This is a genomic window from Amycolatopsis sp. AA4, from assembly GCF_002796545.1.
In the GTDB taxonomy this organism is placed as follows: domain Bacteria; phylum Actinomycetota; class Actinomycetes; order Mycobacteriales; family Pseudonocardiaceae; genus Amycolatopsis.
The window spans coordinates 4931380-4945945 of record NZ_CP024894.1 but is presented as its reverse complement, the minus strand read 5'-3'; the positions used below and the strand labels follow the sequence as shown (position 1 = coordinate 4945945).

At 68.2% G+C, this 14566-nt stretch carries 12 protein-coding genes and 1 tRNA gene; 8 read left to right on the top strand and 5 right to left on the bottom strand.

Annotated features, from left to right (window positions below; all coding sequences use genetic code 11):
- Positions 1–9: 9 nt before the first annotated feature.
- A complete protein-coding gene (locus tag CU254_RS22920; RefSeq protein ID WP_009079763.1) occupies positions 10–249 on the top strand; it encodes a hypothetical protein in 240 nt (79 codons plus the stop codon).
- Positions 250–417: 168 nt separating this feature from the next.
- Here CU254_RS22920 and CU254_RS22915 read toward each other — a convergent pair.
- Positions 418–491, bottom strand: a tRNA-Leu gene (locus CU254_RS22915).
- A gap of 196 nt (positions 492–687) precedes the next feature.
- Here CU254_RS22915 and CU254_RS22910 point away from each other — a divergent pair.
- From CU254_RS22910 to CU254_RS22885, 6 genes are all read left to right on the top strand, one after another.
- Positions 688–1302 carry an ANTAR domain-containing response regulator gene (locus CU254_RS22910; protein ID WP_009079762.1) on the top strand — a complete coding sequence of 205 codons (615 nt, stop codon included), beginning with the start codon at positions 688–690 and terminating at the stop codon, positions 1300–1302.
- Positions 1303–1910: 608 nt separating this feature from the next.
- On the top strand, positions 1911–3086 hold the full coding sequence (locus CU254_RS22905; RefSeq protein ID WP_037714542.1) for a branched-chain amino acid ABC transporter substrate-binding protein: 1176 nt from the start codon (positions 1911–1913) through the stop codon (positions 3084–3086).
- A 93-nt stretch (positions 3087–3179) separates the two neighbouring features.
- Entirely contained in the window at positions 3180–4193 is a 1014-nt protein-coding gene (locus tag CU254_RS22900) for a branched-chain amino acid ABC transporter permease (RefSeq protein ID WP_037717740.1), read from the top strand.
- A complete protein-coding gene (locus tag CU254_RS22895) occupies positions 4190–5335 on the top strand; it encodes a branched-chain amino acid ABC transporter permease (protein WP_037714540.1) in 1146 nt (381 codons plus the stop codon). Before CU254_RS22900 ends, CU254_RS22895 begins: the two co-directional genes overlap by 4 nt.
- A complete protein-coding gene (locus tag CU254_RS22890; RefSeq protein WP_037714538.1) occupies positions 5332–6261 on the top strand; it encodes an ABC transporter ATP-binding protein in 930 nt (309 codons plus the stop codon). Before CU254_RS22895 ends, CU254_RS22890 begins: the two co-directional genes overlap by 4 nt.
- Positions 6248–6961: an ABC transporter ATP-binding protein gene (locus tag CU254_RS22885; protein WP_009079756.1), complete on the top strand. Its 714-nt coding sequence runs from the start codon at positions 6248–6250 to the stop codon at positions 6959–6961. Before CU254_RS22890 ends, CU254_RS22885 begins: the two co-directional genes overlap by 14 nt.
- 407 nt (positions 6962–7368) lie before the next feature.
- Here the strand turns inward: CU254_RS22885 and CU254_RS22880 are convergent, their stop codons facing one another.
- Entirely contained in the window at positions 7369–7809 is a 441-nt protein-coding gene (locus tag CU254_RS22880; RefSeq protein WP_009079755.1) for a PaaI family thioesterase, read from the bottom strand.
- Positions 7810–7872: 63 nt separating this feature from the next.
- On the opposite strand from CU254_RS22880, the gene polA reads away from it, so the two are divergent.
- On the top strand, positions 7873–10611 hold the full coding sequence (gene polA, locus CU254_RS22875; RefSeq protein ID WP_009079753.1) for a DNA polymerase I: 2739 nt from the start codon (positions 7873–7875) through the stop codon (positions 10609–10611).
- Between the two features lie 679 nt (positions 10612–11290).
- Here the strand turns inward: polA and CU254_RS22870 are convergent.
- From CU254_RS22870 to CU254_RS22860, 3 genes are read right to left on the bottom strand one after another with little or no spacing between them, the layout of a single operon-like run.
- Positions 11291–11860 (bottom strand): TetR/AcrR family transcriptional regulator, encoded by a 570-nt coding sequence (locus CU254_RS22870; RefSeq protein WP_037714536.1) that lies wholly within the window; start codon positions 11858–11860, stop codon positions 11291–11293.
- Positions 11857–13752, bottom strand: a complete 1896-nt coding sequence (locus CU254_RS22865; protein WP_037717737.1) for a YhgE/Pip domain-containing protein — start codon at positions 13750–13752, stop codon at positions 11857–11859. The genes CU254_RS22870 and CU254_RS22865 overlap by 4 nt, the downstream gene beginning before the upstream one ends.
- Before the next feature lie 26 nt (positions 13753–13778).
- A complete protein-coding gene (locus CU254_RS22860; protein ID WP_037714534.1) occupies positions 13779–14507 on the bottom strand; it encodes an ABC transporter ATP-binding protein in 729 nt (242 codons plus the stop codon).
- Positions 14508–14566 lie beyond the last annotated feature (59 nt).

Below are 14566 nucleotides of genomic sequence, written 5' to 3'. Positions count from 1 at the left end.
CAGGGCTCTTTGCTGGAGCAAGCCGCAGACGGTGAACCGGACGATCCGTTCACGACGGCACTCCGCGGCCGGTACAACGAACTCGAACGAGAGCGCACTCAGCTGGTTGCCGAGTTCGACGCACGGCGCGAGGCAGAAGCCGCCGCGCCCAAACGGCCGAAGGCGGAGGACATCGGCCTTCTCGACGCCTTGCCCCGCCTGAACGTCGATTTCGAAGGCTCCCGAGCATCTGCTCGAAGCACTCTTTGAGGCGGTCCAGCTCGTGATCCAGGTTCACGAAGGCGGGGATCAGGCGACACTGACCAGCACCCTTCCAGCAGACGAGCTGCCCGCGATCGCGAGTGCGGCGGAGAGGATGACTGAAGCGACGAATCGAACCGGGACCGGCTTGGCCGGATCTCGTGGGGTTTTCGACGGTGCCCCCGGTGAGATTCGAACTCACACTGGACGGGTTTTGAATCCGTTGCCTCTGCCAGTTGGGCTACGGGGGCGCAGTGCCGGAAACTCTACGGGACCCGCCCTCCCCGTCAGCGACCGGGTCCGGTGATCGACTTGGGGCCCGGGCTGGGTGTCGCCCGCCACTTCGTGGCGAACGCCATCGTGGGATCTGGATCGGTCCCGGTACGCTGGGCTCTCGCGGGTGACCGCGTGTCGAAGACGTCCCGCCGAGCCTTCAGGAGGACACCGGTGACCGAACAGGCTGCCGAGTCGAACGGCGCCGCCGCCGGCGTGCCGCAGCGACGGGTGCTCGTCGCGGAAGACGAGGCGCTCATCCGGCTCGACCTGGTGGAAATGCTGCGCGAAGAGGGCTACGAGGTCGTCGGCGAGGCCGGCGACGGCGAGGAGGCCATCGCGCTGGCCACCGACCTCAAGCCGGACCTCGTGATCCTCGACGTCAAGATGCCCAAGCTCGACGGCATCGAGGCGGCCGCGCGCATCACCGGCGACCGGATCGCGCCGGTCGTCATTCTCACCGCGTTCAGCCAGCGCGACCTCGTCGAACGGGCCCGCGACGCGGGCACCATGGCGTACCTGGTGAAACCGTTCGCCAAACGCGACCTCGTGCCCGCCATCGAGCTGGCCGTCAGCCGGTTCTCCGAGCTGCAGGCCCTCGAGGCCGAGGTCGCCGGGCTCACCGACCGGCTCGAGACCCGCAAGGTCATCGACCGGGCGAAGGGCCTGCTGATGAGCCGCCAGGGGCTCACCGAACCGGACGCGTTCCGCTGGATCCAGCGCACCGCGATGGACCGGCGCACCACGATGAAGGCCGTCGCCGAGGCGGTCGTGGAAAGCATCGGCTGACGAAGCCCCGGGAAGCGGGCGCGACCAGGGGGTCGCGCCCGCTTTTTGCGTTTCCCGGCCCGGGCAACCTCGGAGAGTCACCGGCCGGTCCCGCAGCGCGCTCCCGCCCAGCGGGACTCCGTCCGGTTCGCCCGTTGCGTCCCGGCGCGCCGTGTCGCGCCGAAATCTGGCTGCCGGCCAGGGAAAACCCTTCCGCCGCACCGATCCCGGACCCACCCGTGCGGGTTGCTCTGCCCTGCGCGAAAGGGCAAGGTTGCTACCTTGGAGGCCGGGGAATCGTGGTGACGGTCACGATGGCAGAGGGGATGTTCCTACACTGCCCCCATCGATCGGACGTCTGGTCAAGGTCCGTTCGAGGGGTGCTCGGACACGAAGAGTCATTCACTCGGTCGTTGCAATAAGACGATCGAGTGTAAATCGTCCGTTAATTCTCGTGACGACCGTCACGATGTGGATACAAGACTCGCTGTGACTCTGTGCAACACCTCACCCGGCGGCTACGTTCAGCGCCCAGTCGAAGTCCCACGCAGGGACCCGCCGTTCCGCAGGAGCGTGTCGGGTGGCATTTGGAGGAACGAGTGCAGAGAGCACGACTCACTAAGGTCATCGTGCTGGCCGCGGCGGGAGTCATCTCCCTGGGCGCCTGCTCGGCGCGGACCGGCGGTGACTCGGGTGGCGACAGCGGCGCGCCGCAGGCCGCGGCCCCGTCGGCGGCGGCGAACGCGGCGGACCCGGCGGGAGACGGCAAGGCGCAGTGCGCGCCGACCTCGATCGCCTACGCCGGCACGATCAACGGCGCGAACGCGGCCCTGGGGCAGAACATCCTCAAGGGCGCGAAGCTGGCGGTCGACCAGCACAACAAGGCGAACCCGGGCTGCCAGGTCAAGCTCGCGGAGTTCGACACCGAGGGCACCCCGGACAAGGCGCCGGGCATCGTGACCCAGATCGTCAACACCCCGGGCATCATCGGCGTCATCGGCCTCCCGTTCTCGGGCGAGTCGAAGGCCGCGGGCAACATCTTCAACTCCGCGGGCCTCGTCGCCGTGACCCCGTCGGCGACCAACCCGTCGCTCGCCCAGAACGGCTGGAAGACCTTCTTCCGCGCACTGGGCAACGACAACGCGCAGGGCCCGGCCGCCGCGAAGTTCATCACCGGCGAGCTCAAGGCGAACAAGGTCTGCGTGATCGAGGACGACTCCGAGTACGGCACCGGCCTCGCCGCCTCGACGATCAAGGCCCTCGGCGACAAGGCGAGCTGCCAGGACAAGGTCAAGACGAAGCAGACCGACTTCTCCGCGGTGGTCAACAAGATCAAGGGCGAGAAGCCGGACGCGATCTTCTACTCGGGCTACTACCAGGAAGCCGCTCCGTTCGCGCAGCAGCTGAACGACGCGGGCGTCAAGGCGAAGTTCGTCGGCCCGGACGGCGTGAAGGACGACCTGTTCGTCAAGGGCGCCGGCGACGCCGCGGCCAACGCGTACTTCACCTGCCCCTGTGTCCCGGCTGACCAGTTCACCAAGTTCACCGACGCCTACAAGGCGGCGACCGGCGTCGACCCGGGCACCTACTCGCCCGAGGCCTACGACGTCGCGACGATCCTGCTGAAGGGCATCGACGCGGGCAAGAAGGACCGCGCCGGGCTGCTGGACTTCGTGAAGACCTACGACGGCCAGGGCATCACGAAGCACTTCAAGTGGGACGACCACGGCGAGCTGTCCGCGACCACCGTGTGGACCTACAAGGTGGAGAACGGGAAGATCGTCCGCAACACCGAGATCAAGTAGCTCACCGCTTTCGGTTCCAGTACCGGGGTGCGGGCCAGGCGGCTGATCCCGCCTCGCCCGTACCCCGGACCCACATGGAGAACTAGTGTGCCGATGACCCCTGACCTCAGTTCGCTCGTCCTCGCGCAGGGCGGCGGCAGCTGGATCACCTTCGACGTGAATTCGTTCCTGAACCAGTTCTGGGACAACACGATCGACGGTCTTTCCTACGGCAGCATCTACGCGCTCGTGGCGCTGGGCTACACCCTCGTCTACGGCGTGCTCAAACTCATCAACTTCGCCCACTCCGAGGTGTTCATCTACGGCGCCTTCGCGACGTGGTTCACCTTCTACGGCTTGGGTTTCCGTCCCGGCGCGACGCCTGACCTGCCGATCTTCGAGCTGATCGGCTTCCTGCTGCTCGCGCTCATCGCGTCGATGGCGGTCTCCGGCGGGACCGCGGTCGTGCTGGAGCGCGTCGCCTACCGGCCATTGCGGAAACGCAAAGCGCCCCGGCTGGTCTTCCTGATCACCGCCATCGGCGCCTCGTTCGTGCTGCAGCAGATCCTGTTCATCTGGCGCGGCGGCAACCCGGAGAACAGCATCCGCTTGCTGCGCAACGACGAGGTGTTCACGATCTTCGGCGGCAGCGTCACGATCGTCACCATCATCACCGTGGTGGCGTCGATCCTGCTGATGATCGGCACGGACATGTTCGTCAACCGGACCAAGTTCGGCCGCGGCATCCGCGCGGTGGCGCAGGATCCGGACACCGCGACGCTGATGGGCGTCAACAAGGAACGCGTCATCACGCTGACGTTCCTCATCGGCGGCCTGCTGGCCGGCGCGGCGGCGCTGTTCTACATGATGAAGATCCCGCAGGGCGCCTCGTACCAGGGCGGCTTCATCCTCGGGATCAAGGCGTTCACCGCCGCGGTGCTCGGCGGCATCGGCAACCTGCGCGGCGCGCTGCTCGGCGGCCTGCTGCTCGGGGTCGTGGAGAACTACGGGCAGTCGCTGTTCGGCGGCGCGTGGCGCGACGTCGTCGCGTTCGCCCTGCTGGTGCTGATCCTGATGTTCCGCCCGACCGGCATTCTCGGCGAATCGCTCGGAAAGGCACGGGTATGACGACGACTACGACGCCGCCCGCCGCTCCGGCGAAGGCGCGCCGCCGTCCCGTTTCGGACTGGTGGAACCGGCTGTCCCGCGTCCAGCAGTGGGGCGTGCTGATCCCGCTGGTGGCGCTGGTCTACCTGCTGCCGGTGCTGAACCCGCCGCTGATCACCACGCAGCCCGGGTACGACTTCCCGATCGCGATGTTCGAGGTGGCCCGCTACGCGCTGGTCGCCATCGGGCTCAACATCGTGGTCGGCCAAGCGGGTCTGCTCGACCTCGGCTACGTCGGGTTCTTCGCGATCGGCGCGTACGTGATGGCGCTCTTCACGAGCCCGGACTCGTCGCTGGCGAAGCTGCCGTTCCTCGTCGTGCTGCCGATCGCGATGGTGGTCACGATGATCTTCGGGGTCATCCTCGGGACGCCGACGCTGCGGTTGCGCGGCGACTACCTGGCGATCGTCACGCTCGGCTTCGGCGAGATCGTCCGCCTGCTCGCGGACAACATCGACCCGCTGCGCGGCAACCGCGGTTTCCAGGGCGTCGGGCATCCGCCGGGCACGAAGGCGGACGGCAACCCGCTTTTCAACAACACCGACGGCATCCCGTGGTACTGGCTCTGCGTCACGATCATCATCGTGATCCTGTTCGTGGTCGGGAACCTGGAGCGCAGCCGCGTCGGCCGCGCGTGGGTCGCGATCCGCGACGACGAGGACGCGGCCGAGATCATGGGCGTGCCGACGTTCAAGTTCAAGATCTGGGCGTTCGTCGGCGGCGCCGCGGTCGGCGGCCTCTCCGGCGCGCTGTACGCGGGGCAATTGGGCTTCGTGAACAACCAGAAGTTCGACGTGGTCACGTCGATGCTGTTCCTGGCCGCGGTGATTCTCGGCGGCGCGGGCAACAAGGTCGGCGTGCTGCTGGGCGCGATCGTGGTGGCGTACGTGCCGCTGCGGTTCCAGGCGATCGCGGAGTACAAGTACCTGATCTTCGGCCTGGCGCTGATCATCCTGATGATCTTTCGCCCGCAGGGCCTGCTGGGCGCCCGGCAGCGGCTGCTCGCCTATGGCAGGCAGGCGTACCAGCGGCTGCTCGGCAAGGGCGAGCAGGTCAGCAGCGACGGTTCGCTGGTCACCGACAACCCGGGGGAGAAGGCATGACGGTCCCTGGCAACGGAAACGGGCCCGAGGTCCCGGCCGAGGGCGGCCTCGTGGCCGAGGTCGCGAACATGACCGCCGAACAGCTCGCCGAGCACGAGGCCGAGGTCGCCGAGGTCGTCGCGCCGGACCGGGAGATCCAGGCCGACTACGGGCAGACGCTGCTCAAGGTCGACGACGTCACCGTCCGCTTCGGCGGCCTGGTGGCGCTGGACTCGGTGTCGTTCGAGATCCGGCGCGGCGAGATCCTCGGCCTGATCGGGCCGAACGGCGCGGGCAAGACCACCTGCTTCAACGCGATGACCGGGGTCTACCGGCCGTCGTCGGGGCAGGTGCTGCTCGAAGGCAAACCGCTCGCGAAGACGTCGCGGCACGGGATCACCCAGCTCGGCATCGCCAGGACGTTCCAGAACATCCGGCTGTTTTCCGAGATGACCGCGCTCGAGAACGTCGTCGTCGGCACCGACGCGCGGCACAAGACGAGCCTGCTCGGCGCCCTCCTGCGGCTCCCTCGGCACCACCGCGAGGAGAAGCAGGCGGTCGAGAAGGCCATGGCGCTGCTAGAATTCGTCGGCATCGCCGACCGGGCCGCGGACCGCGCGAAGAACCTGCCCTACGGTTATCAGCGGCGGCTGGAGATCGCGCGGGCGCTCGCCACCGAGCCGAAGCTGCTCTGCCTCGACGAGCCCGCCGCCGGGTTCAACCCGGCGGAGAAGGAAGAGCTCATGGGGCTGATCCGGACGATCCGCGACGACGGCTACACCGTCCTGCTGATCGAACACGACATGAAGCTCGTCATGGGCGTGACCGACCGGATCGTGGTGCTGGAGTTCGGCAAGAAGATCGCCGACGGGCTTCCCGCCGAGATCCGGGAGAACCCCGCCGTGATCGCCGCTTACCTGGGAGTTCCCGACGATGACGCTGCTTGAGCTTTCCGACGTTTCCGTCCACTACGGGCGGATCCAGGCCGTGTCCGGGCTGTCCATCACGGTCAACGAGGGCGAAATCGTCACCCTCATCGGGGCGAACGGGGCCGGCAAATCGACCACGATGCGGGCGATCTCCGGCATCCGGCCGATTTCCGGCGGGGCTATCCGGTTCGCCGGCGAGGACATTTCGCGGCTGCGCGGTGATTTGCGCGTGGTGCGCGGGATTTCCCAGGCGCCGGAGGGGCGGGGGATTTTCCCCGGCATGACGGTGCTGGAGAATCTGGACATGGGCGCTTACGCGCGCAAGGACCGGAAGAACCTGCAGCCTGATTTTGATCGGGTGTTCGAGTTGTTTCCGCGGCTGGCTGAGCGGAAGACTCAGGTCGGCGGGACGATGTCCGGGGGTGAGCAGCAGATGCTCGCCATTGGGCGGGCGTTGATGGCCAAGCCTCGGTTGTTGTTGCTCGACGAGCCTTCGATGGGGCTGGCGCCGCAGTTCATTCAGCAGATTTTCCGGATTATCACGGAGATCAATCGGCAGGGGACGACCGTGTTGCTGGTTGAGCAGAATGCGCAGCAGGCGTTGTCCCGGGCGCATCGGGCTTATGTGCTGGAGACCGGGCGGATCACCAAGACTGGTACTGGGCAGGAGTTGCTGGCCGATACCAGTATCAAGGAGGCTTATCTCGGGGTGGGATAAGGGTTTCGGCTCGTCGCCTGGCGGCGGCATTGCTCCCTTTGAGTTGAGTGGGCACCCCGATTTTTCAGTATGACTACGGCGCGGGGGTGCTTGTCAAGGCGGGAAAGATGCCTTGACAAGCACCCCCGCGCCGTGTTTTGGGCTTCGTATCGGGGGCGGGGGAGTGTGGCTGCCTGGTTGGGCGGGTGCACTGGCTGCGGTTGGGGGTGGGGCTAGCGCCCCAATGTGGCATTGGGTGCATGTGACGCAACGAATGCCACATTGGGTGCGTGAGATGCACCCAATGCCACATTGGGGTTTTCTCAGCAGCGGGCGCGGTGTGGCGATCCAGTCGCGGACGGTCGTGAGGGGAACCCTGAGGGACTCTGAGTCCCTCAGGGTTCCCCTCACGGCGTTTGACCGAAAGATCAGGCGCCCGGCGGGCGGTCCCGGACCACGCAGGTGAGCCTTGCCGTGCAGGTGCGGCGGCCTTCGTCGTCGGTGAGCACGATTTCCGACGTGATGGTGCCTCGGCCGACGTGCAGCGGGGTCGCTACTCCGGTGACGGTGCCGGAGCGGACGGCACGGTGGTGGGTGCAGGACAGTTCCAGGCCCATCGCGGCGCGTTCGGGGCCTGCGTTCAGCGCCGCCAGCACCGAGCCCAGCGCTTCGGCGACGGTGGCGTTCGCGCCGCCGTGGAGGAGGCCGTAGGGCTGGAGGTTGCCTTCGACGGGGATCGTTCCGACGACCCGCTCGGGCGTCAGCTCCACGAGCTTCAGCCCGATCTTGTCGTTCAGCTGCTGGCCCGCGGCCGCGGGGTCCATGCCCGCGAACTGGCCCGGCGTGATTTCCGCCGTCTGCTCGGTCACTCTCTGCTCCTCAACCGTATGCGACACGCAAGAGTGTCAGACCCTCACCCTAGACTCGCCCCCGTGAGCCCGACCGAGAACCGAACCGTTGCCAACGCCACAGGCGCCGCCGCCGCGAAAGACCGCCCCCGGCTGCTGCTGATCGACGGCCATTCGATGGCCTATCGCGCCTTCTTCGCCCTGCCCGCGGAGAATTTCCGCACGAAGACCGGGCAGGTCACCAACGCGGTCTTCGGCTTCACCTCGATGCTCATCAACCTGCTGCGCGACGAGAAGCCGACGCACCTCGCGGTCGCCTTCGACCTCTCGCGCAAGACCTTCCGGTCGGAGACGTACGCCGACTACAAGGCCAACCGCAGCACCACGCCGGACGAGTTCCGCGGCCAGGTCGACCTGGTCAAAGAGGTGCTCGACGTGCTCGGCATCCCTTCGCTGACGAAGGAGAACTACGAGGCCGACGACGTCATCGCCACGCTCACCACCCAGGCGGGCGAGGACTACGACGTCCTCATCTGCACCGGCGACCGCGACGCGTTGCAGCTGGTCACCGATCGGGTGACCGTTTTGTACCCGAAGCGGGGCGTCTCCGACCTCGTGCGGTTCACGCCGGAGGCAGTGGAAGAGAAATACGGCCTCACCCCGACCCAGTACCCGGACTTCGCGGCCCTGCGCGGCGACCCGTCGGACAACCTGCCCGGCATCCCCGGCGTGGGGGAGAAGACCGCGGCCAAGTGGATCCGGCAGTTCGGCTCGCTGGCCGACCTGATCGACCGGGTCGACGAGGTCAAGGGCAAGGTCGGCGACGCGCTGCGCGAGCACCTGTCCTCCGTGCAGCTGAACCGGCAGCTCACCGAGCTGGTCCGCGACGTGCCGCTGGAGTCCGTGCCGGACCAGCTGGAGCTGCGTCCGTGGAACCGCGAGGCCGTGCACCGGCTGTTCGACGAGCTGGAGTTCCGCGTCCTGCGCGACCGGCTGTTCGAAACGCTGAGCAGCGCCGAACCGGAGGCCGACTCGGGCTTCGAGGTGTCCGGCTCCGCGCTCGCGCCGGGTGCGCTCGGCGCGTGGCTCGAGGCGCACGCCGGCGCGGGCGAGCCGGTCGCGCTGTCGTTCCGGGCGACGGGTTCGTCGGTCCGGTCCGACCTCAAGGCGGTCGCCTTCGCGACGGCCGACGGCGAGGGCGCGTACGTCGACGTCACCGCGATGGACGAGGCGGACGACCGGGCGCTGTCGGCGTGGCTGGCCGACCCGGAGATCCGCAAGATCGGCCACGACCTGAAGGTGCCGCTGCACGCGGTGCGCGCCCGCGGCTGGACGTTCGGCGGGCTGAACATGGACACCGCGCTCGCCGCGTACCTCGCGCGGCCGGGGCAGCGCACGTTCGGGCTGGACGACCTGGCCCTGCGCTACCTGCACCGCGAGCTGCGTTCGGAAGCCGGCGACGGCGACGGTCAGCTGTCGCTGCTCGACGGCGGCGCGGACGAGCTGGAGCAGAAGGAAATTTCCGCCGAATTGGTGAAAGCGCGCGCGATCTTCGAGTTGGCCGGCGCGCTCGCCGCCGAGCTGGAGGAGCTCGGCGGCGCGAAGCTGCTGGCCGAGCTGGAACTCCCGCTGCTCGAGGTCATCACCGAACTGGAAGCGGCGGGCATCGCGGTCGACACCGACCAGCTCACCGAGCTGGAGGCGCACTACCTCAGCCGGGTCACGCAGGCCGCGGAATCCGCGTACGAGGTGATCGGCAAGCAGATCAACCTCGGTTCGCCGAAGCAGCTGCAGGTGGTGCTGTTCGACGAGCTGGGCATGCCGAAGACCAAGCGCACCAAGACCGGCTACACCACGGACGCGGACGCGCTGCAGTCGCTGTTCGAGAAGACCGAGCACCCGTTCCTGCAGCACCTGCTGGAACACCGCGACGCGACGCGGCTGCGCACCACGGTCGAGGGCCTGATCAAATCGGTCGCCGACGACGGGCGCATCCACACCACGCTGCAGCAGACGATCGCGGCCACCGGACGGCTGTCGTCGATCGAGCCGAACCTGCAGAACATCCCGGTGCGCACCGAGGAAGGCAGGCGCATCCGCGACGCGTTCGTGGTCGGCGACGGCTACGCCGAGCTGATGACCGCGGACTACAGCCAGATCGAAATGCGGATCATGGCGCACCTGTCGAAGGACGAGGGTCTCATCGAGGCCTTCAACAGCGGCGAGGACCTGCACACGTTCGTCGCGTCGCGCGCGTTCTCCGTGCCCGCCGCGGAAATCACGCCGGAACAGCGCTACCGAGTCAAGGCGATGTCGTACGGCCTCGCGTACGGCTTGTCCGCGTACGGCCTGTCGCAGCAGCTGAAGATCTCGACGGAAGACGCCAAAGAGCAGATGGAGGCGTACTTCTCGCGGTTCGGCGGGGTGCGCGACTACCTGCAGTCGGTCGTCGGAGAAGCCGCGAAGTGCGGTTACACCGAGACGATCTTCGGCCGCCGCCGCTACCTGCCGGACCTGAACAGCGACAACCGCCAGCGCCGCGAAATGGCCGAGCGGATGGCGCTGAACGCCCCGATCCAGGGCAGCGCGGCGGACATCATCAAGGTGGCGATGCTGAACGTGCACCGCGCCCTGGCCGAAGCTGGCGCGCGCAGCCGCGTTCTGCTGCAGGTCCACGACGAACTGGTCCTGGAAATCGCCGACGGCGAACGTTCCGACGTCGAGAAACTGGTCCGCGAAGGCATGGGCTCGGCCGCGGAGCTGGCAGTGCCGCTGGAGGTCTCGGTCGGCTACGGACGATCGTGGAACGAGGCCGCGCACTGAGCTGAGCCGCGCCCGGGGTCGGCAGCCGCCTGACCCCGGGCTCTCAGCTGAGCCGATTCACCCCGGCTGGCAATGATTCAAGGCGTAGCCGAGCACCTCACCGTCCCTTGTGGACAGAAACCCGGCCGCTCCATACCCACGAGGGCCCCCGCACTCGGCACAAGACCTCTCACGAACGAGATCCGCCCCCAGAAAACCCCCCGGCGGACCCCCGCGGAACCCCCAGGCAACCCGCCGCCGATACACAAAACCATCGAGGCACCCAGCCCTCCCCCCAACCCCGATACGAAGCCTCCCTGCGGTCTGGGGGTGCTTGTCAAGGCATCTTTCCCGCCTTGACAAGCACCCCCAGACCGTCAGCACAATCAAACTTCGGGGTGCCCCACGCAACCCAGATCACCGGCAATGTCGCCCGCCAGGGCGACGAGCCGAACACCGCAACGAGCCATCCGGGATTCACCCCCCGCCCTGCCCGGTCAGCGGTACCCCAGTAACCCCCGCCTCACTTAGCGTGACCCACGCAGGAACGACCAACCCGGAAGGACCGAGCCATGATCAAGCGCCTGTTCCAGACCGTCCTGCGGCACGGATGCTGCTCCGCCTGCACCGGCAAGGGCTGCGGCTGCTGCGCCAACTGCCACTAACCCCCAGGGGCCCGGCCCCAACGCCGGGCCCCGCGTCACCGCCCCAACCCCCGAACCAGCAACATCACCGACTCGAGCACCTCACCCCGGGCCCGGGCGGGATGGAACACCTGCCAGTCCAACGCCACCACCAGCATCGTCCCGAACAACCCGGCAGCCGCGGTAGCGATGTCCACCCCGGCTGGCAACCGCCCGGCCGCGTCGAGCCGCTCCAGCTGGGCCTTCACGACCGCGATCAACTCCTCCCGCAGCAACGCCAGCGTGTCGTGCCACCGCCCCGGCGTATGCCACAGCTCGCTGACCACGATCTGCGAAAACCCCGGATACTCCGCGATGAACTCGAGCGTCGTATCCACCTGGGCCTCGATCACCGCCAGCGGATCGTCCTCCGACCCCGCCGCCCGCAGCCGCCCGGCCAGCAGATCCACTCCGAACCGGAGCAGCGCGTCGACCAGCCCGTCCTTGGACCCGAAGTTGTAGTAGACGGTCCCTTTCGCGACCCCGGCCTCGGCCGCGATGTCGTCCACCGTCAGCCCCACGAGCCCGCGACTGGCCGAAAGCCGCAGGGTGGCCTCGAAGAGCTTCCGTTTGGTCGCTTCTCTCACAGGCTCAGCTCGGGCTTGAGCGCCGAGACCGACCACACCCGGTGTTTGCGCGCGGCGAGAGTGGACAGGAGGATCCCGCCGACGAGGTACGCCAGCAACACCCCGACGTCACCGAGGATCTGCAGCGACGCGCCGGAGTACAGCAGGTGCCGGAACCCGTCGATCGCGTAGCCCATGGGCAGCACGATGTGCAGCGGATAGAGCGCGTCCGGGATCGTCTGCCACGGGAACGTGCCGCCCGCGCTCACCAGCTGCAGCACCAGCAGCACGAGCCCGAGGAACTTGCCGACCGCGCCGAAGAGCGCGTTCAGCGCGTGCACGACGGACGTGAACGCCAGCGACACCAGACAGGCGAAGCCGATCGCGCCCAGCGGATGCGCCACGTGGATGCCGACCAGCCAGGTCACCGCGGCGAACAGCACGATCACCTGCCCCAGGCCCAGCACGGCCGAGGACAGCCAGCCGCCGAGCGCGACCCGCAGCGGCGAAGCGCCGGCAGTGAGCGCGCGCGTCGACAGCGGGCGGATCAGCAGGAACAGCACGAACGCGCCGATCCAGGTGGCCAGCGAGATGAAGAACGGCGCGAGCCCGGCGCCGTACGTGCCCGCCGAAGCGACGCCGTTCGACGTGACCGCGACCGGGTCGGCGATGGTGTTCGCGGTGGCGGTCCGGGTCGGGTCGTCCGGGTTCGGGATCTGTTTCAGGCCGGCGGCCAGCCCGTCGCGCAGCTTCGCCGAACCGTCCGCGAGCTGGTCGGTGCCGGTGACCGCGGTCTTCTCGCCGTCGTTGAGCTTCGCCGCGCCGTCGCGCAGCTGGTTCGCGCCGTCGGACGCCTGCGCGATCCCGTTGGCCAGCTGCGGCGACGCCGAGGCGAGCTGGTGCGCCCCGTCGGACACCTGCCGGGCGCCGCTGGCGAGCTTCTGCAGATCGCCGTTGGCGGACTGGATCTTCCCGTTCGCGTCGTTGACCGGAGAACGCAGCTGGTCGAGGCGGGACAGGATGTCGTTGACCTGGCTGTCGGAGAGCCCGGCGTCGTGCAGCTGCGTGTTGAGCTGGGAGCGGTAGCTGTCGAGGCGGCCCTGCAGATCGCTCGACGCCGAAGCCGCCAGCGAGGACGCGTCCGCCACCTTCTGGTTGCCGTCGGCCACCTGGCCCGCGCCGTCGGCGAGCTTCTGCGTCTGGCTCGGCAGCTGCGCGGTGCTCGATTTGAGCGTGCCCAGTCCGGTCGCGAGACTGCTCGACCCGGTCGCGAGCTGGCCCGCCCCGTCGGCCAGCTGATGCTGCCCCGTCTGGAGTTTCGCCGCGCCGTCGGCGAGCTGTTTGGCGCCGTCGGTGGCCTCGGAGATTTTGCCGTAGATGGTGGAGAAGCCGACGAGGAACTTGTCCGCGGCCTCGCTGCCCACCTTCTCCGCGATCGTCTTGCGGACCTGGTCGGCCACCTGTTTCGCGATGGTGCCGGCCAGATAGTTGTTGGCGTCGTTGGTCGTCAGCGTGATGGTCGCCTGCTGCGGCTCGAAATTTCCGGACGACAGCAGGGCTTTCGAGAAGTCGTGCGGGATGCCGATGGCGAACGAGTACTTGTCGTCGCGCACGCCGTCCCGAGCGTCCTTTTCGGACACTTGATGCCACTGGAAGGTGCCGGACTTCACCAGTTCGTCGGTCACCTCGCGGCCGACGTTGCGCTCGGCCCCGCTGGAGTCCTTCGCTCCGGCGTCCTCGGTGAACACCGCGGCGGGCAGCTTGTCGAGGCGGCCGTAGGGGTCGTAGTTCGCGTAGAGGTAGAACGACGCGTACAGCAGCGGCACCATCACGAGCGCGAACATGGCGAGCTTCGGCAGCGTCCCGGTGGACAGCCTGCGCAGTTCGTTGCGCGCGATCCGGAACGCGTTCAGTCCGCCGGCCCGCTTGTGGGGGGTGGTCATGCCCGGTCTCCCTCGGAGTTCTCGGTTTCGGCGGTCAGTTCGGCGGTTTCCGGGAGCTGCCGGGTCTGCTCGGCTTCAGCGGGTTCCGGCGGGGCGTACAGCCGGACCGGGTCCGGTTGCTCGGTCTCGCCGACCTTGGCGGGAGGGAAGGGGAGCGCCGACTCCGGCGTCGTCGCGGCCAGCACGGCCACCGCGAACCCGCGGGCGGCGTGCTCCCTCGCGACCGAAGCCCAGGTCTCGACGTCGCTGGTGTGCCGGTCGGGCGCGTCGAGGACGAGCACGCGCACCCCGTCGCGTTCGGCGGCCAGCGCGGCGAGCAGCCGGATGCGCAGCGCGGGTTCGAGATTCTCGAACCGGCTGTCGGCATACGGAGCCGCGTCGTGCTGGGAGAGCCAAGCTGTGACAGCATCCTTGCTGGAAGGACGGTGTGCGAGCGCCAGTTCTTCGCCGGTGACGACGCGCAGCGGCAAGGCTTCGTCCGGCTCGCTGACGCCCGGCGAGTCCACCACGGCCACGAGCCGCCGCAGGTCGCCCTCGGGTTCGGCGGTCACGGTGCCGGTGGTCGGCTTGAGCCGCCCGGCCAGCGCCAGCGCGAGCGCGGTGATGCCGACGCCCGGTTCGCCGTGCACGACGGTGAGGCAGCCCTCCTCGACGGTGAGCGAGGTAGGCGGCAACAAGGGGCCGTGGGGACCCTTCAGGGACACCCGGTCGGCACGGACCTGCACAGGACACACTCCACGGATTTTGAACTGACCAGTCAGTTCAAAAGTTAGTCCTGACCTGG